Source organism: Bifidobacterium bohemicum DSM 22767, assembly GCF_000741525.1.
GTDB classification, from domain to species: Bacteria; Actinomycetota; Actinomycetes; order Actinomycetales; family Bifidobacteriaceae; genus Bifidobacterium; species Bifidobacterium bohemicum.
Map to the genome: position 1 here is coordinate 214429 of NZ_JGYP01000001.1, position 22398 is coordinate 236826.

A 22398-nucleotide genomic window follows, 5' to 3' on the forward strand; every position below is an offset into this window, starting at 1 on the left:
GATTATCGGGGCTTGTCCCGATTATCAAGGGCTTGGAGATACCATACCGACGTCGGTTGAACCGACATTTCGCATTATAGGTTAACCTCGGCGATACATTCGTCGTTATAAGATTCAACTATGACACTGCTGCAGCTGAAATACATCGTGAAAATCGTGGAGTGCGGCTCGATGAACGAGGCCTCGCACGAGCTGTTCGTCTCACAGCCCGCGCTCAGTTCATCGGTCAAGGAGCTGGAGCACGAGATGAGCATCGAGATCTTCACCCGCTCCTCGCAGGGCATCGCACTGACGGTCGATGGCGCCGAATTCCTCACGTACGCCAGGCAGATACTCGATCAGGCCGAGCTCATGGAGGAGCGTTACAAGCACGCCAAGCCGCGCAAACAGCTGTGCACCGTCTCCACGCAACACTACATGTTCGCGGTCGAGGCGTTCGTGGAGATGATCAATTCGATCAAATCCGACGAGTACGAGTTCACCATCCGGGAGACGCGAACCCGCGACATCATCGACCAGGTCGCCAACATGCAGTCCGACCTCGGCCTGCTGTACCTGTCCGATTTCAACAAGGACGTGATAGGCAAACTGCTGCGGTCCAAGCACCTGGAGTTTCACGCGCTTTTCCGCGCCCCGCTGCACGTCTTCATCTCGCGCGACAACCCTCTGGCGGCCAAACGTACCGTGAGCATGCATGACCTGAACCCATACCCGTTCATCCAATACGAGCAGGGCGAGGAGGGCAGCTTCTACTTCGCGGAGGAGGCCGTGTGCCCAAAGGACTCCCCCAAGCAGATCAACGTCACCGACCGCGCCACGATCCTCAACTTCATCATCGGTCTCAACGGTTACACGGTCTGCACCGGCATCGATAACGGCGACCTGAACAACGAACGAATCGTCACCGTGCCCCTCGAAAGCGACGAGACCATGCTTGTCGGCTGGATCGCCAATGAGCGCGCCAACCTTTCCATCGCCGCCGAAAGCTACCTTACCAAACTCAAGACGGTGGTCGCCGGCCACGGCTACCAGCTCATCGAATAACACGACGTTCAAGCCGCCGGACCACTTGAGCCCATCAAACGTCAAGGCGTCCGTTCCGCGATGGCTGTCAGCGGTTCCGGTATGGATTCGACCGTAGCCTTCGGGTCCAATCGTCTTTCGAAAGGCCAACAATCAGTCTTGTCAATCTCCTGTCGAACGCCTGTCCGATGAGATTGCACAACAGGTTCATCGGACAAAGAATCCCATCGCCCGATGAACCATGACGCTACCACTACATACCGGTCATTCCCGGTTTATCGACCCTCCGATTTCTCCATACTTTTTGCCGGCGTAGATGCCGTAAATACAGCACGTGACCACCATCGCCAGGCACACAACCAGGATGGCATACAGGTTCACGAAACGCGGCGAACGCACGGCCAGTCCGCCGATGACCAAAACAACGCCGCCGACGATGAACGCGAAACCACCGAAGCGCTGGCAGCGGCGCCACGATTCCCGGCTTTTATATGCACCCGGCACACGTATACCAGACCATCCGTTCGGCTTGGCGTTCGGCATGATGTTGCCGAGGACGATGAACACCAGTCCCGTCACAACGTTCAGGATTGGTTCCAACGGGACGACGTAACCCGCACGCCCCTTGCCAAAAGCGTCTGAGATCATCCAGAGATTAATTACATTGAATACGACGAACATGCAACATCCGCCCATCGCCCACACACGTACGGTCGTTTGTGGGTTCATGTCCGAATTTGACAGTTTACGCGCGGAACGCCCGACAGGAATCTCGCACACCAGCCAAACCGCACACATCAACAGCGACATCACACCCAAGAAGAGACCTTCGTATTTGTTGCTCCAACGGTCAAGCTGACCATGAATATTGTAGTGCGCCGGTATTTGATCGGGCATATAGGGCAGGGCCAGCAGGTAGATTATCAGTGGCAGCAGGCCAATGAGCACCATCGCGAGATTCCAGTTTTTCGCTCCGAGCAGCACCTCTTTCCAGCCTGCGCTGTTTGACATCGGCGAATTCACCATTGCCGGATTGTCGGACTTGAGGAGGGGCGATTCCCCGACTTCGTCGCCGATATTTCTCGGGTCATTCATGTTACGCTCCTTCATCATTCCATTCTCTAGCGGCGAGTTTCTGCGAATCGAGCCTGACCGCGCCCCTCGTGACCGACCGCTTTGCATATCCGGAAGCCTTGGAAACGGCCTCGTTTCGCTGCAATTGTTTCAGCCAGACAATGGTGTCGTCAAGCATGGTCAGATTCGGCTCGTACCAGATGGTCGTGCCGTCGCGGCTATCGGTGACCAACCCGGCCTCGCGTAATTTTCGAAGATGATACGACAGCCGTGATGCCGACAGCCCCGTAGCCTCGGCGAGTTCGCCGGCGTTCATGATTCCTTGCCTCAACAGCTGAAGGATCTCGCGCCGCGCGGGATCCGCAAGCGCTGACAACGTAGTCTGTACGCTCATTATTCCCCTTTCATCCACATTCCATGTTTCTATATTTCAAATAACTTTGAAATATACTCATACCGTAGCATGTTTCATCAGATATTTCAAAATTAATTGAAATATCATACATTCGTCAAATTTCGTCAGTCCACCCCCCTCCGAAATTGACTTGCATTCAGTCATGATGTATGGTTCCCTTTACATAGTAAAGTTTGCTTTACTAAAATGAGGCACCCGGCAATCTCACAAACGACAAGGAGACGGCAATGGACACCAACGACCCTACCTCAGCCAACGGAACCGGAAAACCGATGAAAACCGTCCCTGGCGAAGAACCGCCTTGCTTGACGACAGAGTCATTTAAAACGAGTCCTTTCGGTACCAGCACCAGATTCGGCGGCGGCAAACCGGCACTCTGGGCCATATGTGTGACCGTTGGCATGCTGATCGGAATCTGCTGCGGCATTGCAATTTTCGTTGTTGCGTCCAAGTCGTCGAAAAATGCTTTGACGGTTGCCATCTCAGAGGCCTTCCCTATCGCTTTCGTGGGCATCATCGCCTGCTGGTTTGTCATCGTGGACAAACGAACCATCAAAGGCAAAAACAGTCACGACGAAGAAAACGTCGAGAACGCATGGGTGCGACAGTCGACAAGCTGGGGCTACTGTGTACTGCTGCTGACCAATACCGCCCTTTTTATCGCTTCATGGTTTTGCACTGGGCCAATCAGCGTCGAACTGGTGCAAATGGTGCTTGTGGGGTGCCTTTTCCTGGGACCGATGGCATGTCTGGTCGGATATGGCTTCCACTATTGGAAAGGAACGCGGTGAAAAACACACTTCCACAACTGCGTTCAGACAAAGGGCTTTCACAGGAGGCACTCGCCGAGGCAGTTGGTGTAAGCCGCCAGACCATCATCTCCATTGAGAAGGGCCGCTTCGACCCTTCCCTGCCGCTGGCTTTCCGTTTGGCTGAACTCTTCGATTGCACCATTGAAGACATCTTCACACCGGAAGCGCAAGCGACGAATCAGTCTGCGAGCGCATGAAGCTGATTCGCCATCCGGGATAAAGCAGAGGAAACCTCTGTCCACCTGGTTCAAGGAATATAACGACGGTGATCAAATGGCTGCACGCATGTCTGTTTTACACTTTATCACAACTATGGTTACCTTTTGGATTCCTCGTGCTTTGGCAACAAGTCGTGCAGTTGCAGCTTCAAACCCGCCTTTGGGGCATCAGGGTTTGCGTCGTCGTCAGAATGATTCTGAGCGAATTTCCCGGCTAGCTTGTCTTGGGTCTCTTTGAGGCTCCGACCAAGCTGCCCGACATAATCGCCCATGAATCCTACACCCTCACCGACTGCGTTGACAGCATTTTTGCCGAATTCCGTAACTTCGCCGCTTAACTGTTTGGCATTGGATTCGATTTCCAAGGCCGTGCTGTTCAGTAGTTCGCCAGCGGCCTGAGTCCACCGAGGAGCCATCTCAATCTGCGTCGAATTGGCTTCAATGCCAACAGCGTTGGCAAAACTGGACATCTTAGAACTGGTCCCCTGCATGACAGTAAGCACTTTGCTCACCGCATTTGGTCGAATGACCTTCTGGCCACGATAGATCTTGGAGGAATTCCGGATGCTCTGGTCGAGCTGCTCAAGTGTTTTTTGAATCGTGAGCAATCTTGCTTTTCGGGCCTCGTTGATGCCTTCACGATATCGCGCTACCGATTCGGGCTTCTCGGACATCACCCGATCCAGTTCGATGATGCTCAGCTCGTCCTGGGCATGAATCGAGGTGCCTATGACCGACAGCCAGCCGGCACAGTCCTGCGACAAGTTGTTCATTTTATCTGCGGCCTTGGCGGCATTGGTTTCTTTCGCAACATTGGATGCCAGATTCTGAATTTTCACCAATGCGTATGCCTGTGCGCTTGCCAAATCATGCGGGCAATCGGCCACTTTGGACCATGTTGTATCGCTAACCGTTCCCACTTTGTCACGTATGGTTTTTGTCTCGTCGATCAAACGCGCGGTGCCGATGAGGGTCGCCAGCGTCTGATCTTTCTGGTCCTGCAACAAATCATCGACTTTGCCGTTGATTTTATTCAGACGGTCCGTTATCTCCTTCATCGATTGTTCGAGCGCCATTTGCGTCATCACCGCCCCGGCACCTGCCAACATCTCCGGATTGGCCAATGACGAGACTTTCGTCAGATCTTCGAACTTGAGATGAGCGATGATCGAACCGTTCTTATCACGCAGCACGCCGGTTCCAGTGGGCCCGAATTGTTTGACCTTCTGAGCCGACTCCTCCGTCAGTTTGACCCAACGTCCGCTCTGTTGGGAGGCTTCCGCTAGTGTTTGAATACCGCTGGCGCACGCTTTGCAGAGCGCGAGTACTCACCGAGCTGGCTTGCTGCCCCCAACCCTGTTTTCTTGAGCCATGCATCCACGGCTGAATCTTCGCCAAGAACCATGATTCCGTTCTCATCCTGCATGACTTGAACGGATTGCGGACCTTGCGTCTGAGAGGTCAGTTCTTCTGAAGTCATAAACTACTCTCCTTAAATCCAGAGAAGTGACGGCGCTATTTGCCCAGTGCCGCTTTGAAGGCACTGTCATATAGCTTTCCGGCCCGCTTCTCGAGCTCTCTTCTCATCTTCAGGTCTCCGCCGGCGGCGTTGCGAACAAGTTCAACCCCCGCTCGAATCTTCTCCACTTCCAACCGCCACTGAGATATCGGCGCATCGTCCGCAAGCACCGAGGAACGCGTCTCGATCAATTCTTCGACCGCCTTGCACTGGTTTTCAACCTTGGAAAGCGGATCCTTCTTATCAGGAAGACGAATCTGCTTGGTCAGTTCGATGAACTTGTCGGAAAAATGCTGTTCCTTCAACCAATTCATCGCTTGATCCACCGCTTCGGGAGGGATGATTCCTTCCACCAATTGAATGATAGCCGCGGCCGCTTTCAAATTCACCGCGGCTTTCCCTTTAGCGTTGGCCCCTGACTTCTTCGCAATCGTTCTCCTGACAGGCTTCTTTGCAGTAGTCATCATAGCTCCATAGTTCACATTGTCGTAACGACACTTGTCGCTTTGCATTGTATGAGAATACAAGGAAAACGACTTTTTGTCATTGACAACCTCAACCCACGATAATTGGATACGGCCATAAACGCACGCGAACCCTTTCGCAAACGTATTCACGCCATTAGTGAAAGGGTTCGATTTATTTGCGTGTCGGCGGCAACATAACGAGCACAGCCGCGGTGCTTCGCCAACACAGCGTCACCGATTCGGAGCCTTATCTAATCAGGCCCCGTATTCCGACAGGTAGGCGTCGGCCCTCTGGCGGGTGTCATCGTCAAGCAGAGGCGTGCCGTCGAGCGTGACCATGCGGGAGGCGGCGGCGAAGATCTCACGGACGTTCGCAATTGCGATGACGGGGAAACCGAACTCCCGCTCGACCGACTTGACGGCGGAAACGTCGGAGCCCTTGGTCTTCTCCATACGGTCGACGGACAAAACCAAGCCCACGATATCGACGTTTGCGGCGGCTTTGAGCTTGGGAACGACCTCGCGCACGGCGGTACCGGCGGTCATCACGTCGTCGACCAGCAGCACCTTCATGCCGTCTTCAAGCGGGGTACCTACGAGGATGCCGCCGTCGCCGTGATCCTTGGCCTCCTTGCGGTCGAAGGTGTAGCCTACCTCCATGCCGTGCATGCTCGTCAGCGCGATGGAGGTGGAAACGGCCAGCGGGATGCCTTTGTATGCGGGTCCGAAAATCGTGGCGACGTCCTTGGGTAATGTGCCATCGGCGATGGCCGACGTGATTTTTTCGGCGTAGAACGCCCCCAACGTGGCGATCTTACGGCCGTCGTTGAAGGCGCCGGCATTGATGAAGTATGGTGACTGCCTACCCGACTTCAGTGTGAAATCACCGAATTTCAACGCCCCGGATTCCAGCAGGAATTCGGTGAAACGCTCATCGATAGGTGTACGACCGGCGCTCTTATCGCTCTGCGTCGCCTGTTGCTTGCTGTCACTCATAGTGGTCTTCCTTCCGTTTTTGATTATTCACAACCTTACATGGATTCAGCGCTTCGAGGATGAGGAGCGAAACGCATCAGTCACCAAGACTTGCCCTGGGCGAGCTTCGCCGCCAGATCCGGACGTGAATCAAGCAGGTCGTCCAGCTCACGAGCCACACGCATCGGTGCCGTGGGGTCGGTGAGGGCCGCGGCTCCGACCTCCACGGCATTCGCTCCCGCATACAGATATTCAAGCGCCTTTTCACCGGAGTCGATGCCGCCGATGCCGATGATCGGGATGTCGGGTATCGCCTGACGCACGCGCCACACGAAGCCAAGACCGATCGGGAGGACGGCGGGGCCGGAAACGCCACCGGTACGGTTGGCCATGATCGGTTTGCCGGTATCGATGTCGATGCGCATGCCCACCAGCGTGTTGATCAGGCTCAGCGCATCCGCACCGGCATCCACGGCAGCGTGCGCGATGGTGACGATATCGGTGACGTTGGGCGACAGCTTGACGATCATGGGTTTGTCCGTCATTTTGCGCAACCGTCCGATCAGCCGGCTCAGGGTCGCAGGGTCGGTGCCCACGCTCATGCCGCCGTGCGATACGTTCGGGCAGCTGACGTTGATCTCAAGCATATCCGCGTCCGAATCCGCGAGCTTGGCGGTGACTTCGGCATAGTCCTCGTCGCTGTGCCCCGCCACATTCGTGATGACCAAGGCGCCAAGTTCCTTGAGTTTGGGCAGTTCATCCGCCAGATAATGATCGACGCCGGGGTTCTGCAGGCCCACGGAATTGACCATTCCCGCAGGTGATTCGGCGATACGCGGTCCGGGGTTGCCCTCCCACGGCACAGGCGAGACGCCCTTGGTGCAGATAGCGCCCATCTGCGTCACGTCATAGTAGTCGCCGCAGGCGTCAAGCTGGAAGGTCCCCGAGGCAGTACCCACCGGGTTCTTCCATTTCACGCCTGCGACCACGGTGCCGTGCCGCCATTCGTGCGGTTCTATCACGTTCATCGGTTCACTTGGTCGAACTGTTGCTGTCATTGTTGCGTTCCCCTGTCACTTGCGTCTTTGATTCACTTGCGTCTTTGATGCCCGTTACCGCTTCGAACGGAGTTGCCGAGGCGAGTCGTGACGTCATTTCAGACGACCCAGCCGAGCTGCTCCGACGTGAAGACCGGACCGTCCTTGCAGACTTTGAGGCGGCCCTGCGGCGTATCGACCACACAGGCCACGCATGCACCGTAGCCGCAGCCCATGCGTGCCTCAAGGCTGAGCTGCACCTCGGCGCCATGACGGCCGCCCCACTGCGCCACGGCCTTCATCATCGGCGTAGGGCCGCAGGAAAGAACGATCGGCGGTCTGCCGGCCTTGGCGGCGGCCTCCAGCTCCGGGACGATGGAATCAAGCAGGTCGATCACGTTGCCTTCCTCATTCGTGATGCTGTGCGGCGCGTCGACATACTGCGCCACCAGATCGTCCGCGAAACGTTCGTTCCGGTAGCCGAATGCTGTGGTGACTGTGACGTCGTCACGCACGGAAAGCGCCTGCGCGGCGAGCATCACCGGAGGTATGCCAAGACCGCCGCCCACCAACACGTAGTTGGCGGATTTGTCCAGATCGAATGGCTTGCCCAAAGGCCCAAGCACGTCGACGGCATCCCCTGCGGCGAGTTGCGTGAATTGTCGAGTGCCGGCACCTGCCACCTGATAGATGAGCGTCACTTCGTCGCCCGTGACTTCGGCCACGCCGAATGGACGCGGAAGCAGCAAAGAAGCGTCAGCAGGGTACAGATTGACGAACTGAGCCGGTTTGGCGTTGCGCGCCACATATGCATCACGAATGACCAGTTCGTAAACCCCCTCGGCCAACGTGCCGGCACGGACTATTTCATCCACGCGTCTGCCGGGTTTACGCCCGAAACGTTCCGCCTCCTGTACAACGGCCGCCGATGTGGCGGTTGACATAAATCGTTCTTCGGTCATTGCTACCACTCCCCTTGTCTGTCATTTACCACGGTTCGAAATTTGCTTTTACGACACAGCCTCATCACCGCCGTCGCACGGTCCCAAGCCCCTCAGCGCTCATGCAAGGCCGTCCGTAAATCGTCGCGCATCGCGATGGCAGCCTCGCGGGCACAGCGTCCCACGAGATCCAAAGCCTCGTCCGAGGTCATATCGTTGTGCCATTGTTCGGACTTTTTCCAAGCTCCGATGATGCCGCGCGATGAATTGACGATGGCACCCCGTCCATCGGCGTCGAACATATTCGCCGCATCCTGTGCGGTGCCACCCTGCGCCCCATAGCCCGGAACAAGGAAGAAGGTATGAGGCATGCGTTCGCGCAGCGCTCGGCCTTGCTCAGGGTGCGTGGCCCCGACCACGGCCCCCAATCGCGAATAGCCATATGCACCGATGCTGTCCGAACCCCATTTCTCGACCAGGTCCGCCACATGTTCGTACAGCCGTTCGCCTCCTACGAGCTCAAGCTCCTGAATCTCTCTGCTCGAGGGGTTCGAAGTGCGCACAAGCGCAAAGACGTCACGGTCGTTGGCCTTCGCCGCGTCGGTGAAGGGCCTGATCCCATCAACGCCGAAGTAGGGGTTCACGGTGACGGCATCCTCTCGCCACGGCTGGCCATTGCAGTCATTTTCCAAGGAGTTCACGCCGGTCAGGTGCTTGGCGTAGGCGGCCGCAGTCGAGCCGATGTCGCCACGTTTGATGTCACCGAGCACATACAAGCCCTGTTCCTGTGCATATTGGCAGGTCATGCGATAGGCATCGAAACCGATGGATCCATATGCCTCATACATGGCGACCTGCGGTTTGACCGCAGGCACAATATCCTTGACCGCATCGATGACGGCCTGGTTGAACCGATAAAAGCCCATGACGATGCACGCGCCGGAGAATTGCGCCGAACGTGCCATCGCGGCAGCGGCAATCCGTCTCGTTTCGGACTCATTGGCTTCATTCAACCATGTCAAAAGCCGCTTGTCGTCGGGGCTGTCGCTTGCCTTCAAATCAGTGATGAACCGATCAACATCATCAATCCTGAAATCATTCAGGCAAGCGGTTACCTGTGGCGGCACCAACGCCTCGGTCGGGTCAAGTCCAACGACGACAGGACTTTCCTTCGCCTCAATGGCCTCAATCAAACGGTCCATGACGTTCCTTTCTCAATAATCTTCACTGGCGACATGATGTTTTAGCGCGAACGACTGTTATGTTTACAACAGCACAGTTCGCATATCTGTACTATGCATAAACATAACAGTTTCGATTTCTCCTCATTGTCCCGGCCTTTCCAGCCGACTGTAGACAAGTTTCGACCCGATGACGGTGGCGACGGGACGTCCGATCAGCTCCCATCCGTCAAAGGGCGTATTCCGTCCAAGTGAATGGAATTGGGTGGAATCCACGGTCCATTGCTCGTTCGTGTCCAGTACGACCATATCGACCAATTCCGGATGTTCCACGGCCCCGAGGTCAAGCACGCGCTTAAGCCCGCAATGCGAGGAGGCGTTGAGCAGTCCGGCCACGTCCGTGGGCGTGTGGCCCATAAGACGCTCAGGAGCCAGCGCCATCAGCTCAATCAGGCGCCCGTCACCGATGATGCCGGATTCGACCAGCACACGCCGACACACGCCGTACGCGCATTCCAGACCGACGATGCCGTTGGGTGTCTTGCCCAATTCCCCGCTTTTTTCGACTAAGGTGTGCGGCGCGTGATCGGTGGCGATCATGTCAACCGTTCCATCCGAAACGGCGGCTAGGGTGGCTCGACGGTCCGCTTCACTGCGTAACGGCGGGTTCATTTTCGCCATCGATCCGTACTTCAGCACGGCTTCGTCAGACAAGGCCAGATAGTGTGGTGCCGTCTCACAGGTAATCGGCAGCCCCTCGGCTTTGGCTTTGCGCACCGCGTCGAAGGCGGCGGCGGTCGAGACATGCTGGAAATGCACATGGACGCGGGTGCGCCGAACAGCCTCGATATCGCGCTCTACGACGGCAAGCTCGGTTTCGGCCGGCACACCGGGTACACCGAGTTCCCGGCTGACCGCGCCACGATTGACGTTGACCTGGCTGGCATCATGTCGCTCGCAATGTTCCAGAACCGGCAAGCCACCGGCCTTGGCCGCTTCGAGCACGCGTTCAAGGGTCTGATCGCTGATGGCCGACCCGTCATCGGAGATGGCCCGCAGTGGGTGCTCGCACACAACATCCGAAACGTTATCGCCAAGATCCATGAACCGTCCGAAAACGCCCGTTCCTGTCGCCGTCCCGCCGGCACGATCGACCGAAGCGCACACGGAAAGGTCGTATCTGACCGGCAGCTTCGAACCGTGAATCCGTTCATAGCATTGCAGATAGTCCAGCACGTTCGCACAGCCTGCCTCGCGCAACTGCTTGATGCCTGACCGATCGGCGAGCGCAGGATCGTCGAAATTCACATCCCGGCCGTCAGCCGCCGGCAGGGTGTTGGGCATGATAAGCACGCGTGTATACCCTCCGGCGGCCGCAGCGGCGGCTCCGGAGACCATGGTCTCCTTGTCCGTCTGCCCGGGGTCGCGGAAATGCACATGCGGGTCGGCAAGTCCCGGTGCGACCGTCAGGGCCGAACCGTCAACATGGCCTGAAGTGACGGCACCGGCCTGGATTAGCGAACGTTGCGTGTCGACGCCCGGCACCACAAGGTCAATTCGCTCGCCGGTGTCCCATACCGCAATGTCATGAATGGTCAGCATATGTCGCCCTTCTAATCCGTTTGTTCAAAGAGGCAGTGGCGCTCTGATGGCAAAAGGCCGTAGACAGGTCGAATGTCGCAGCGTTTTTCACGTTTTACCGCTCGGCCTCTTCGTCACAGTAGTCACATCGATATTCGCGTCTTGCCGCACTGGCCAAGTGGAAACGCTGCTCAAGGCCGGTTTCGGTGGTGGTGACGCAACGCGGGTTCTTGCATTTGACCACCCCGATCAATCGCCGAGGCAGTTCGGGCTTTATTTTGGACACGATCTGCCCGCCATGCACGATGTTCACGGTGGCGTGTGGCGCGACGAAGCCGAGCACGTCGAGGTTCAGATCCGCGACATCCTCGATCTTGATGATGTCTTTGACCCCTAGGGCGTGACTGGTGGCGTTCATGATGAGCGCCAGCTTGGTGGTGGAGGGGTTGACGTTGAGATAGTCGAGCACCGTCAACGCGGTGCCTGCCTCCACGTGGTCGATGATGACGCCGTCCTTGATGCTGGTGACTTCCATCAGGCCTGCACCTCCTTGCTTTGAGCGTAGCCGGGCAGTGGGTCGCCCAGCAACGTGCTTTCCAATGCCATGCGCATCAACATGCCGTTGCGTACCTGCTCGAAGTAGGCCGCGCGCGGGTCGTTGTCCACTTCCGCCGCGATTTCGTTGACACGGGGCAGCGGGTGCAGCACCGCCATCGTCGGTTTGGCGAGCCTCATTTTCGCTTCGTCGAGAATGTAGGTGTCGCGCAGACGCAGGTAGTCGTCCTCGTTGAAGAACCGTTCCTTTTGCACGCGCGTCATATAGAGCACGTCGAGGTCACCGATCACGGCCGAGAGATCCGTCGCTTCGACGTATGAACAGGTCGGGCTGGCGTCGATTCGATCGAGGACGTACCTCGGGGTCTTCAACTCGTTCGGGCTGATCAGCACGAAGCGGACGTTGCCGAAGCGGCACAGGGTCTCGATAAGCGAGTGGACGGTGCGTCCGAAGGTAAGGTCGCCGCACAAACCGACGGTAAGGTCGGTGACTCGGCCGAAGCGGGCGTCGATGGTGGCCAGGTCGGCCAGGGTCTGGGTGGGGTGCATATGTCCGCCGTCTCCCGCGTTGATGACCGGTACGTCGGACGATTGCGCGGCGACCAACGCGGCGCCTTCCTTCGGGTGGCGCATGGCGATGATGTCGGCATACTGCGAAACGACCTTCACGGTGTCGTGAATCGTCTCGCCTTTGGTGGCCGAGGAAAGCTGTGCACCGGCGAAGCCGATCACCTTACCTCCCAGACGCAGCATCGCGGTCTCGAAGCTCAGACGGGTACGTGTCGAAGGCTCATAAAACAAAGTGGCCAGCACCCTTGAACTACAGGTGCCAGCCACTTGACGACGATGGGAGTCGATGTATCGAGCCTTACTCATCAAATCGGTGATATCGGCGGTTGATACGTCATCCAACGTCACCACGCTTTTACCGACCAACGAGGCTTCACAGGGAGACGGCCCCGGACCCGACGTTGATGATCGACTCCCGACGATGGAAGAGCTCGAAGGAATTTTCGCAACAGACAAGGCTCACCTTTCTCGAACAAGGTGGCCACCACATGTGACCAAATCAAAGATACCCGCACCAGCCGACAGAATGGAGACCAGCAACGCCGCAGCCTGCCGCCACAAGAAATCCGGGACAGGCCAGTTCGCGGACCTGAAGGCATCGGTGGCGGCAAGGCGGAACGCCCCAAAGCCTTTGATTCCAGGACATGTTCCATCGGGATGACAAACATCCGCCCCTATCCACGACACAAGAACATAACATGTCCTATGGCGACATGGACACGACAAGCCGCACGAAGACAACCGAATCAGCGACCATAGAACAGACGCTCGGCCACTTCACGGCAACGACGCATCACGGCGGTCAAATCATTTTCGAAGTATTGACCGCTGTTCGGATCGTATCCCAAGAACGTAGCCACTCCGCTAAGTGCGTCGAGGTCGGAGGGCAGCACATCGGCTTGTGACGCCCGGCCCGACCAGAGGTAGTTGCCGTTGCGGGCGGCGGTGAGCTTAGTCCAAGCCTCGCGTAGCACGGTCGCATCCTCATGAACGACTATCCCAAGTCGTTCCAATTGCGCCAAAGCCGCAAGGGTGGAGGTGACGCGTAGCCCCGGATTGACTCCTGCATGCTCAAGTTGCAACAGCTGCACGGTCCACTCCACGTCGGAAAGGCCGCCGGTGCCCAGTTTCAGGTGACGGTTGCGGGCGACCCCTCGCGGCAGTCTCTCGGACTCCATTCGTGCTTTGAGCTTGCGGATTTCGGCGATTTCGTCTTCGGTAAGCGCTCGATCCATATAGCGCAGAGGATCGGCCAACCGCATGAGAAAATCCTTCGCCAATGTTTCGCTGCCGGCCGCAAACCGAGCTCGCAGCAGCGCTTGTCGTTCCCAAGTACTGAACCACGAAGTGTAATATTGCCTGCACGACGAGAACGACCTGATCAGCGGGCCGCTGCGCCCTTCCGGCCTCAGGCCCAAATCAAGATCGATACCGGCTTCGACGCTGACCGGCCCCTGCAAGACTTCTCGCAGATCCGCAACGACATGCCGCGCGAAAACGGCGGCCTGCGCATCCAAGGCAGGCGAAACATCCGGACGTTGACCGCCGACCGCATCTTCCCCGGCCCGAACACACCCAAGTCGTTGAGGATCCATCGGTCGGTAAAGCAGAATGACGTCGGCATCGGAGCTGAAGTTCACTTCACGGCCCCCATACCGACCCATTCCGATGACGGCTATCTGAGCCGGGGCGGCATCAAGTCCCATCCGTTCGATCTGCCGATTGACCGACCAGGTCAATGCCGCGTCAATCACGGAATCGTAGACATCGGTCATACCGGTCAGACTCGCCCGCTGATCGACCACGTCACAGGTCCAACCGAGGCCTATGCGTTCAATCTCCTGTCTGCGCATGGCACGCAATGACGTGGCGAATGACTTCGTGTCACCCGCATACCGTTCGACGGCACCGACGGCTCTGGTATCCAGACTTTCGCGGCTGCGGACTTTCAGCTTTTCGTCATCGCCCAGCCAGTTGACCGATTCGATGGATTTGCCCAAGGCGTCGCCGAGGATACGGGAATCGGACAGAATACGACACAGACGACGAGCCGCCAGCGGCGAATCGCGCAGAAATCCGAGATACGGACTTCCTCCTCCGAAATTCTCCTCGAGCTTGCGCCATTGGAGCAATCCCATATCGGGATCCTGTCCCTCCGAAAGCCACTGCAAAACGGATGGAAGAATGATGCGGTTGATTTTCGCCGCACGCGACAGACCAGAGGTCAGCGCCTTGACATGGCGCATGGCGGCATCCGGGTCCGCAAAGCCTATGGAGGCGAACCGCTCTTTGGTGGCTTTTTCGCTCAGCATCACCTCCTCATCGTCAAGACTCGAAGTGATGGAAAGCATCGGACGATAATAGATGTCGGTGTGCAGGCGTCGCACCTCGCGCCGGGTGGCATCGTAACGTTCCACGAGACAATCGGGCAGTAGTCCGAACGCACGGGCAAGCCGGGTCAGTTCGGCGTTGCCGGACAGCGCTTTCGCGTCAAGACGACGCACCGAATCCAGCCCTCCTGTATTCGTTTGGCCACCCAGGTCGGCAAACAGGTGCGTGCGTTTGAGTCCCCACATCTGCTGGCGATGTTCGAGAACGCGCTCGAAGCGATAATCCTCATCGAGACGTGCGGCCTGCAAGCGCGAGACATAGCCGCCATCCGCAAGGGCTCTCAACGTTTCCAACGTACCCCGGCCGCGCAAGCTCTCATCGGATCGTCCGTGCACGAGCTGCAGCATCTGCACCGTGAACTCGACATCACGCAGGCCTCCCCTGCCCAGCTTGATCTCTCGATCACGCAACGCCGGCGGAATGCCCTCCTCGACGCGCGTACGCATGCGCTGGCAGTCAGTGACGAAATTCGGACGTTGCGAGGCGGTCCAGACAAAGGGTTTGGCCATGGCTTCGTATTCCCCGCCCAAAGCCTTGTCTCCTGCCACGGCCCGGGCCTTAAGCAACGCCTGGAACTCCCAGTCGTCAGCCCAGGTCTCGTAATATGTTTTGTGCGAGGTAAGGGTACGTACGAGCGGACCGTCCTTGCCTTCCGGACGCAGCCCACCGTCGATCTGCCACAACGGCGGCATGGTGACGCCTGCGATGACTGACTGGCATATCTTCTGCAGGGTGGTCGCGATGCGGGTGCCCACCAATGTCAGTTCCGCAGTTGAGAGCTCCGGAACGCCGGGATCGCCGGAAACGCTGGAAACGCGCTCCGTTCGCAAGTCCTGCGAGACATCATGCCTCGTGGCGGCATCAGTTGTTTGAAGCTTGTACGATCCATCAGGCACAAGGGTCGGGCGCACCGGTTCGACCACATAGATCAAGTCGACATCGGACACATAATTGAGCTCCCGTGCACCGAGCTTGCCCATGCCGATGACCGCGAAGCGACAACGCTGACCCTCCGGCACCTGAGCCTTGGCGATGCTTAACGCCGCTTCGAGCGCAGCGTCCGCCAAATCGGAGAGCTTCCGACTGATGGCCGGCTGAACCACCACGGGGTCATCGGCTTCGACGTCCTGGGCCATAATCGCGGCAAGCTGCAGATAATAGTCGCGACGCAGCACTTCCGTGGCCTCTGCCAGCGTAAAGGACCGAGCCGAAACCGTTTGACGCATGCGGTCAATGCGCTGACCTCTGGTGTAAGCATGGCTTGCACAGGTGTCGAAAGCAGCTGCCCACGCTATCGCCGGATCGGCCAGCATCAGCCGCCCCATCGCGTCCGAAGCCCCGAGCACGCCGACCAGTCGGGTCGATGCGGCCTGATCATCGGCCAAGGCAGTACGGCATTGATCATCCAATAGGTCAACGATCTGCACCAGATGCATGACGGCGGTATCCGCGTCGCACGCACGCCCCAGCGCGGCAAGCAACGTTTGAAAATGCGACCGTTCAAACCCATGATCCGCCAAACGATCAAAACATGCGCGTGCCGCGTCCAGATCGCGCAACCCGGCGTGGATTAGGCTCGATGAAGGCATGTCACGGGAATCGTTCATGCCTCAAATCTACAACGACCACGTCAGAAACCAGCTCGTTCCCTCGCCGAACATCCTCCATCGAACGAATTCCCGATGCGCTGAAAGCGGGTTCCGAACATCAATTCTCGGCAACTGAAATAATCCGCCGCCCGACCGGGCGTCAACCAATAACGTGGCCGGTCAATGAACATCCGCTACCGCTGTAATTCATCACTATCGGCATCGTCTCCGTTTTCGGAGGAATCCACCCGATCCGTTGTAAAGCTGCGAACCGCCGCGAACACGCCATAGCACACCACAACCGCCAGGCAGAGCATAAATACAAGATTCGGCCATGTCATAAAGGTTCCGCTCCGCCAGGCCTGAAGCGCCGACTGCGCCAGCCAGATCAGGCACGCGACCGCCGTCAATCCATACAACACGCCTTGACTGTGTCCCGACAGTTTCATCACAACACCTTTCCGTAGGTTACCGGATATCACCGGATGCGCTATTGCGCCGTCATCGCTGATTGAAACCCGCTTCTTTCATGACGATGAGCGCCGCCATTGAAGTCAGACGGCCGAACGGTTTGCAATCACGAAACCGTCCGGCCGTCAAATGACGCACGCGACACTCACTTGTCAACAGGCGGCATCGCCAGGCACGGGGCTGCCGTCAGCTCTTCTTACGCTTGGATATGATATCGACCGCGACGGCGAGCAAAAGCACAAGACCCTTGATCGTCTTCACGACTGCGGTATCGACACCCATAATCGACAGACCCTGGTTGATCACGCCCATTACGAAAGCGCCGACCACGGCACCCGGGATGGTGCCCACGCCGCCGGCGACGGCGGTGCCGCCGATGAAACAGGAGGCAATCGCATCCATCTCGAACTCCATACCGGTCTGAGCCGTCGCGGAAGCCAGACGCGAGAGCATGCAGATCGCGGCCACCGCGGACAGGAAGCCCATGTGCACGAAGAGAATGAAGTCCACGCGCTTGGTGTTGATGCCCGAGAGCACAGCGGCCTTTCGGTTGCCGCCGACCGCGTAGACATGGCGACCGAAGACGGTGCGCGTGAGAATGAAGTTGTAGACCACGACGAGCACGCCTACGATCACCAGCATGATAGGAATGCCGCCCTGGTTGTTGTTGCCGGAAGAGGCGATCAGGTAAGTGACGAAGGCGATCACGATGGAGACTATGACACATTTGACCACCGTCATCGTCATCGGCTCAGGTACAAGACCGACCTTTTCGGCCCGCTTACGGCTTGAAATCTGACTCCAGATGTAAGCGGCGATGCACAGCACGCCGACCACGATGCTCAGCCCGTCGAACGGCCCCCAGAATCCGAGGATATTGGGCACGTAGTTGCGGGCGATGCCACGGAAGGCATCTGATGTGATGGGCACGGACTCACCCACGATCACGGTGGCCAGACCGCGGAAGATAAGCATACCCGCCAATGTGGTGATGAAACCGGGAATGCCGACGATGGCCACCCAGAAACCCTGCCAGCATCCGATAATCAGACCTACAATCAGTGAAACGACGATGGCGAGCATCCAGTTCATGCCCTGTCTCTCCATGAGCAGGGCGCAGACACCTCCGATGAACGCCACGAGGGAGCCGACCGAAAGATCGATGTGCGTGGCGATGATGACCATGACCATGCCGATGGCCAAAATGATCACGTAGGCGTTCTGCTGAATCAGCGAGACGAAACTGTTCGGTTTGAGCAGTACGCCTTTGGTCAAGATCTCGAACGCGACGACGATGACCACGAGCGCCGCAACGATACCGTACTGCCGCGCGTTGTTGGCAACGGTGGACAGCATACTGCCGGAAACTTCCTTATTGTCGATTGGTTTTTTGCTAGGAGACGCGGTTGTTGAACTCATCGTATTGCCACTTCCTTTTCCTTTGTCATGCCCTTCATGAGATATTCCTGTGTGAATCCGTTACGTTCGACATTGTCGGTGACCACTCCCTGACTGACCGTATAGATGCGGTCACAGATGCCAATGAGCTCAGGCAATTCCGAGGAGATCACAAGAACTGCCTTGCCAGCGTCCGCAAGCTTGTCGATAATTTCGTAAATCTCGTACTTTGCGCCTACGTCGATGCCACGGGTCGGCTCATCGAGAATGAGAATGTCAGGGTCTGAAAGCACCCATTTCGCGAGCACCACTTTTTGCTGGTTGCCGCCGGAAAGCGAACTGACCGGCTCTTCGATGCTGGTGCATTTGATATTGAAGTCCTCCCTGTACTCCTGCACGTCTTTGCGCTCGATATTGTCGTCCATCACGCCGTATCGGCTCATCTTCTTCAGTGCAGCCATCGAAGCGTTCTCACGGATGTTCTGCAGAAGGTTCAATCCGTACATTTTCCGATCCTCGGTGGCATAGGCCAGTCCCGCGTCAATGGCGGCCTGCACGTTAGGAAGGTCGACTCTCCTCCCTTTGATGTAGGTCTCACCCGAGATGCCCGAACCATAGGAACGACCAAAAACGCTCATCGCCATTTCGGTGCGACCCGCACCCATAAGACCTGCCAAACCGACGATCTCACCGGCTCGCACGGAAATATTGGCATGGTCGACGATCACACGACCCGGATCGAGCGGGTGGTGAACGGTCCAATCCTTGATGCGCAGGTATTCTTCTCCGGGCGCGTTCGGCGTATGATCCGGGTAAAGGTTGGTCAGTTCCCTACCTACCATCTTGCGGATCAGTTCATCCTGGTCGAGAGGTGTTTCGGGGGTCACCATCATCTGTCCGACGGTTGATCCGTCGCGGATAATGGTCACGTCGTCGGCGATCGAGGCGACCTCGTTGAGCTTGTGGGTGATAAGGATACTGGTAACCCCATGCTCATCGCGCAGCTGACGAACGAGATCGAGCAAATGAGCCGAATCCTCATCATTCAAAGCCGCGGTGGGCTCATCGAGGATCAACAGTTTGACGTTCTTGGAAAGCGCTTTGGCGATCTCCACAAGCTGTTGCTTGCCTACGCCCAGGTCCATGATCCTGGCGTCCGGCGACTCAGGCAACCCGACTCGCTCCATAAGCGCCGCCGCTTCCGCGCGCGTCGCATCCCAGTCGATCACTCCGCCCTTGGCTCGTTCATTGCCGATGAAAATGTTCTCGGCCACCGAAAGATAAGGACTCAATGCCAGTTCCTGATGAATGATGACGATGCCTTTGGCCTCGGAATCATTGATGTTGCGAAACCTGCACTCCTGTCCATCAAAATTGATGGTGCCGGTATAGCTGCCATAAGGGTAGACACCGGAAAGCACGTTCATCAGTGTGGACTTGCCGGCGCCGTTCTCCCCGCAGATCGCATGGATCTCGCCACGACGCACTTCAAGGTTCACGTCCGACAGGGCCATGACCGGCCCGAATTTCTTGGTGATGTCTGTCATGCTCAGTATGACGTCGTCATCTGTCATGCTCATCCTTCCTTGTAGGTGCCGATGCACCGAGGCGCGACAAAATGGTCACGACACGAGCGCATCGGCATCATATCTACTTGTTCCCCACGTCACTTGGTCAGCGCGTCGAAGCGCTGCTGGGTGACGTAATTGGCCTTCACCAGATCGGTGAGGTTATCCTTGGTGATGTTCTGCGGATCCAGCAGCTTCGAGGGCACGTCGATATTGTTGTTATTGAACTTGCCGTTGATGCCGGTTACCTTCTTGTTCTGGGCGATTTCGAGAATCATGTCGTACGTCGCGTCAGCAAGCTTGTTGACGTCCTTGAACACCGTCTGCCCCTGGGTGCCTTTGGCGATGTTGGACACGGCGATCTCCATCGCGTCCTGTCCGGTGATATATGGCCACGAGGCTGTGCCCGGCTGCATGTCGGGACGCTTCTCCTGAATGGCGTTGATGACACCTTGGGAAATGCCGTCATAGGGGCTCAGCACCGCGTCGAGCTTCTCGCCGTGCGCGTAGGTCGAGTCGATGATGGACTCCATATCCTTCTGGGCCTGCTCCGCCTTCCAGGACTGAACGGAAATCTTCTGCCAGTCCGCGAGCTTGAAATCGGCCTTCACGCCGCCGCCGTGGTTGGAGGGGCTGACCAGCACACCGGACTTGAAGTAGGGCTCGAGGAGATTCCAAGCGCCTTTGAAGAAGTACTTGGCGTTGTTGTCGTCCGGGGAACCGGTGAACAGTTCGATGTTGAACGGGCCCTTGGCTCCGGTCTTCAGACCAAGCTTGTCGATCAGATAGTTGGCCTCAAGCACGCCGGTCTGCTCAAGCTGGAAGGTCGCATAGTAGTCCACGGCCTTGGTGTTCATGATCAGACGATCATAGGCGATGACCTTGGCGCCCGCGTCCCGGGCCTTTTCCACGGCGGGCCCCACGGCGGTACCATCCTTGGAAGCGACCACGACGATCTTGGCGTTGTTGTTCACCATGTTCTCGATGTCAGCGTTCTGTTGCGGCGGCTTGTCATCCGCGAACGAGAGGATGACCTTGTATCCAGCGGACTCAAGCTTCCTCTTGAGGTTGTTGCCGTCCTTGTTCCAGCGTTCCTCGGACTTGGTGGGCATCGAAATGCCAATCGTATCGCCCTTCTTGATCTCTTCGCTTCCCGCCGTGTTGCCGCCTCGTGACGACCCGCAGGCCCCCATACCCAGGCACATCGCCGCTCCCAGGGCAATAGCCATGATTTTCCTTGGTGCTTGCATTCATTCTCCTTCCGCTTCGAGGGTCACCCAGTTCATTCTGGGGTTCGAGACAATTCTGACCCAATTGCGTTAAGTTGTCAAATCCATAACACAAAATTAATTAATTTTCTGTTATGTTTCCTAACTCAACAAAACAAGACGAATCAATGAATCGGTCATCACGGATTACGGGTATCGGTTATGCTAAAGATATGGCAAAACTTTTTGGTTCACAGACGTCGCTGCGTGAGGCGAACCGTGCCACCATACTTGATCACATCCATCGTTTCGGCGCGATGACACAGATCGAGCTGGCCGAGTCCACCGGGCTTTCAACCGCTACGATCTCAACGCTGGTCAGACAGCTTGTGGACGAAAACCGCCTGACCACACAGAACACCGTCCGCAACGGCAGGCGTGCCACTCTTGTCACCATAGTCAGGCAGCAGGGTCTGGGCATCGGTCTGCACATCAGCCGGCACGACCTGCGTATCTGCGTCATCGACGCGGCAAGACAAATCCTGACCGAGCACAATCTGCCTTTGGCGCACGACCACAAGACCGACACCACCATCAACCGATCGCTGACCCTGATCAACGAGACACTGAGCAACCTTGGAGCCGGAGCCGAGGAAATACTCGGCATCGGGATCGCGGTGTCCGCCCCGGTCGACATACGCACCCATACCATCATGCTTCCGGGAATCCTGCCGGGTTGGGATGGAGCCGACATCACCACCCCCTTCCTCAACGCCTTCCACGTACCCGTTGTTTTGGAAAACGATTCCAACTGCGGGGCCGTTTGCGAATCAAGGATGGGCGCGGCACAGGGCATGCCCGACTTCGTCTACATCAATGCCGGCGGCGGTGTGGGCGCCGGAATCGTCACGCAGGGCGGTTTATGGCATGGGGTAACTGGGTTGGCCGGGGAGATCGGTCACATTCAAGTGGACCCGTTAGGCAGCATATGCAGCTGCGGCAACCGCGGGTGTCTGGACACCGTGGTGGGCGAGGACCGTCTGGTGTCATTGCTCAATGTGACCCACGGCAATCTCACCCTTGAGGACCTTGTCGAAACCGCTCGCAAAGGCGACCCGGGCTGCCGCAAGGTCGTGGCCGATGCCGCGATGCGTATAGGCACCGTCTGCGCAGAACTGTGCATCGCCATCGACCCGCAGGTCGTCGTGGTCGGCGGAGAGCTTTCACTTGCCGGTGAAGATTTCAGCGGACCCTTCTCCCAAGCCTTGCAACGCCTGCTGTTCCCCTATGTCCTCAAACCTATTGAGGTTGCACAGGCAGCCCACCCCGTCGATGGCCCGATGCTCGGAGCTGCATTACTGTCCCTACATGAAGCGGAAAAGGTTCACAATACCTGATAATTTAG

General features: G+C 57.4%; 21 protein-coding genes. 4 read left to right on the forward strand and 17 right to left on the reverse strand.

All coding sequences use genetic code 11. The annotated features are described in order from the left end of the window. The first annotated feature begins 120 nt into the window (after positions 1–120). Entirely contained in the window at positions 121–1044 is a 924-nt protein-coding gene (locus BBOH_RS00895; RefSeq protein WP_033520233.1) for a LysR family transcriptional regulator, read from the forward strand. Between the two features lie 243 nt (positions 1045–1287). On the opposite strand, the gene BBOH_RS00900 is transcribed toward BBOH_RS00895, so the two are convergent. Both BBOH_RS00900 and BBOH_RS08420 read right to left on the reverse strand, forming a co-directional pair. After that, the gene (locus BBOH_RS00900) at positions 1288–2118 is read right to left on the reverse strand and encodes an SdpI family protein (RefSeq protein ID WP_033520234.1); all 831 of its coding nucleotides are present in this window, start codon (positions 2116–2118) and stop codon (positions 1288–1290) included. Between the two features lies 1 nt (position 2119). Further along, on the reverse strand, positions 2120–2491 hold the full coding sequence (locus BBOH_RS08420) for a metalloregulator ArsR/SmtB family transcription factor (RefSeq protein ID WP_074428487.1): 372 nt from the start codon (positions 2489–2491) through the stop codon (positions 2120–2122). A gap of 248 nt (positions 2492–2739) precedes the next feature. Between BBOH_RS08420 and BBOH_RS09140 the strand changes: the two genes are divergently transcribed. Next, the gene (locus BBOH_RS09140) at positions 2740–3303 is read left to right on the forward strand and encodes a hypothetical protein (protein WP_033520235.1); all 564 of its coding nucleotides are present in this window, start codon (positions 2740–2742) and stop codon (positions 3301–3303) included. Continuing rightward, positions 3300–3521 (forward strand): helix-turn-helix transcriptional regulator, encoded by a 222-nt coding sequence (locus BBOH_RS00915; protein ID WP_033520236.1) that lies wholly within the window; start codon positions 3300–3302, stop codon positions 3519–3521. Before BBOH_RS09140 ends, BBOH_RS00915 begins: the two co-directional genes overlap by 4 nt. A gap of 119 nt (positions 3522–3640) precedes the next feature. Here the strand turns inward: BBOH_RS00915 and BBOH_RS00920 are convergent, their stop codons facing one another. From BBOH_RS00920 to BBOH_RS00990, 15 genes are all read right to left on the reverse strand, one after another. Then, the gene (locus BBOH_RS00920) at positions 3641–4666 is read right to left on the reverse strand and encodes a hypothetical protein (protein WP_143242343.1); all 1026 of its coding nucleotides are present in this window, start codon (positions 4664–4666) and stop codon (positions 3641–3643) included. Between the two features lie 158 nt (positions 4667–4824). Beyond that, positions 4825–5022, reverse strand: a complete 198-nt coding sequence (locus tag BBOH_RS00925) for a hypothetical protein (RefSeq protein WP_033520238.1) — start codon at positions 5020–5022, stop codon at positions 4825–4827. A 35-nt stretch (positions 5023–5057) separates the two neighbouring features. Then, positions 5058–5573 (reverse strand): hypothetical protein, encoded by a 516-nt coding sequence (locus BBOH_RS00930; RefSeq protein WP_152595378.1) that lies wholly within the window; start codon positions 5571–5573, stop codon positions 5058–5060. Positions 5574–5783: 210 nt separating this feature from the next. Next, entirely contained in the window at positions 5784–6524 is a 741-nt protein-coding gene (gene pyrE / locus BBOH_RS00935; RefSeq protein WP_044097999.1) for an orotate phosphoribosyltransferase, read from the reverse strand. Positions 6525–6604: 80 nt separating this feature from the next. Continuing rightward, entirely contained in the window at positions 6605–7561 is a 957-nt protein-coding gene (locus BBOH_RS00940) for a dihydroorotate dehydrogenase (protein ID WP_033520240.1), read from the reverse strand. A gap of 98 nt (positions 7562–7659) precedes the next feature. Then, the gene (locus tag BBOH_RS00945; protein ID WP_420304694.1) at positions 7660–8502 is read right to left on the reverse strand and encodes a dihydroorotate dehydrogenase electron transfer subunit; all 843 of its coding nucleotides are present in this window, start codon (positions 8500–8502) and stop codon (positions 7660–7662) included. Between the two features lie 92 nt (positions 8503–8594). Further along, positions 8595–9683 (reverse strand): orotidine-5'-phosphate decarboxylase, encoded by a 1089-nt coding sequence (gene pyrF / locus BBOH_RS00950; RefSeq protein WP_033520241.1) that lies wholly within the window; start codon positions 9681–9683, stop codon positions 8595–8597. A gap of 123 nt (positions 9684–9806) precedes the next feature. Beyond that, entirely contained in the window at positions 9807–11264 is a 1458-nt protein-coding gene (locus tag BBOH_RS00955; protein ID WP_033520242.1) for an amidohydrolase family protein, read from the reverse strand. 94 nt (positions 11265–11358) lie between these two features. After that, on the reverse strand, positions 11359–11778 hold the full coding sequence (locus tag BBOH_RS00960) for an aspartate carbamoyltransferase regulatory subunit (protein WP_033520243.1): 420 nt from the start codon (positions 11776–11778) through the stop codon (positions 11359–11361). Next, positions 11778–12734 carry an aspartate carbamoyltransferase gene (gene pyrB / locus BBOH_RS00965; RefSeq protein ID WP_033520245.1) on the reverse strand — a complete coding sequence of 319 codons (957 nt, stop codon included), beginning with the start codon at positions 12732–12734 and terminating at the stop codon, positions 11778–11780. The genes BBOH_RS00960 and pyrB overlap by 1 nt, the downstream gene beginning before the upstream one ends. Positions 12735–13114: 380 nt before the next feature. Continuing rightward, positions 13115–16366, reverse strand: a complete 3252-nt coding sequence (locus tag BBOH_RS00970; RefSeq protein ID WP_033520246.1) for a bifunctional [glutamine synthetase] adenylyltransferase/[glutamine synthetase]-adenylyl-L-tyrosine phosphorylase — start codon at positions 16364–16366, stop codon at positions 13115–13117. 176 nt (positions 16367–16542) lie between these two features. Further along, the gene (locus BBOH_RS00975) at positions 16543–16797 is read right to left on the reverse strand and encodes a hypothetical protein (RefSeq protein ID WP_044098000.1); all 255 of its coding nucleotides are present in this window, start codon (positions 16795–16797) and stop codon (positions 16543–16545) included. 208 nt (positions 16798–17005) lie between these two features. Next, entirely contained in the window at positions 17006–18238 is a 1233-nt protein-coding gene (gene mmsB, locus BBOH_RS00980) for a multiple monosaccharide ABC transporter permease (RefSeq protein WP_033520248.1), read from the reverse strand. Continuing rightward, positions 18235–19791, reverse strand: a complete 1557-nt coding sequence (locus BBOH_RS00985; RefSeq protein ID WP_033520650.1) for a sugar ABC transporter ATP-binding protein — start codon at positions 19789–19791, stop codon at positions 18235–18237. The genes mmsB and BBOH_RS00985 overlap by 4 nt, the downstream gene beginning before the upstream one ends. Before the next feature lie 92 nt (positions 19792–19883). Further along, positions 19884–21035, reverse strand: coding sequence for a substrate-binding domain-containing protein (locus BBOH_RS00990; protein WP_033520249.1), 1152 nt, complete (start codon positions 21033–21035; stop codon positions 19884–19886). A 191-nt stretch (positions 21036–21226) separates the two neighbouring features. Between BBOH_RS00990 and BBOH_RS00995 the strand changes: the two genes are divergently transcribed. Next, positions 21227–22390 (forward strand): ROK family transcriptional regulator, encoded by a 1164-nt coding sequence (locus BBOH_RS00995; protein WP_033520251.1) that lies wholly within the window; start codon positions 21227–21229, stop codon positions 22388–22390. The last annotated feature ends 8 nt before the right edge of the window (positions 22391–22398 follow it).

Bases quoted from the DNA above. Each gene is read 5' to 3' on its own strand.
- mmsB (WP_033520248.1), bottom strand. From the start codon at position 18,238: ATGAGTTCAACAACCGCGTCTCCTAGCAAAAAACCAATCGACAATAAG.
- BBOH_RS08420 (WP_074428487.1), bottom strand. From the start codon at position 2,491: ATGAGCGTACAGACTACGTTGTCAGCGCTTGCGGATCCCGCGCGGCGC.
- pyrE (WP_044097999.1), bottom strand. From the start codon at position 6,524: ATGAGTGACAGCAAGCAACAGGCGACGCAGAGCGATAAGAGCGCCGGT.
- BBOH_RS00995 (WP_033520251.1), top strand. From the start codon at position 21,227: ATGGCAAAACTTTTTGGTTCACAGACGTCGCTGCGTGAGGCGAACCGT.
- BBOH_RS00960 (WP_033520243.1), bottom strand. From the start codon at position 11,778: ATGGAAGTCACCAGCATCAAGGACGGCGTCATCATCGACCACGTGGAG.
- BBOH_RS00990 (WP_033520249.1), bottom strand. From the start codon at position 21,035: ATGCAAGCACCAAGGAAAATCATGGCTATTGCCCTGGGAGCGGCGATG.
- BBOH_RS00955 (WP_033520242.1), bottom strand. From the start codon at position 11,264: ATGCTGACCATTCATGACATTGCGGTATGGGACACCGGCGAGCGAATT.
- BBOH_RS00895 (WP_033520233.1), top strand. From the start codon at position 121: ATGACACTGCTGCAGCTGAAATACATCGTGAAAATCGTGGAGTGCGGC.
- BBOH_RS00925 (WP_033520238.1), bottom strand. From the start codon at position 5,022: ATGACTTCAGAAGAACTGACCTCTCAGACGCAAGGTCCGCAATCCGTT.
- BBOH_RS09140 (WP_033520235.1), top strand. From the start codon at position 2,740: ATGGACACCAACGACCCTACCTCAGCCAACGGAACCGGAAAACCGATG.
- BBOH_RS00970 (WP_033520246.1), bottom strand. From the start codon at position 16,366: ATGAACGATTCCCGTGACATGCCTTCATCGAGCCTAATCCACGCCGGG.
- BBOH_RS00930 (WP_152595378.1), bottom strand. From the start codon at position 5,573: ATGCAAAGCGACAAGTGTCGTTACGACAATGTGAACTATGGAGCTATG.
- BBOH_RS00940 (WP_033520240.1), bottom strand. From the start codon at position 7,561: ATGACAGCAACAGTTCGACCAAGTGAACCGATGAACGTGATAGAACCG.
- BBOH_RS00945 (WP_420304694.1), bottom strand. From the start codon at position 8,502: ATGACCGAAGAACGATTTATGTCAACCGCCACATCGGCGGCCGTTGTA.
- BBOH_RS00975 (WP_044098000.1), bottom strand. From the start codon at position 16,797: ATGAAACTGTCGGGACACAGTCAAGGCGTGTTGTATGGATTGACGGCG.
- BBOH_RS00900 (WP_033520234.1), bottom strand. From the start codon at position 2,118: ATGAATGACCCGAGAAATATCGGCGACGAAGTCGGGGAATCGCCCCTC.
- BBOH_RS00985 (WP_033520650.1), bottom strand. From the start codon at position 19,791: ATGACAGATGACGACGTCATACTGAGCATGACAGACATCACCAAGAAA.
- pyrF (WP_033520241.1), bottom strand. From the start codon at position 9,683: ATGGACCGTTTGATTGAGGCCATTGAGGCGAAGGAAAGTCCTGTCGTC.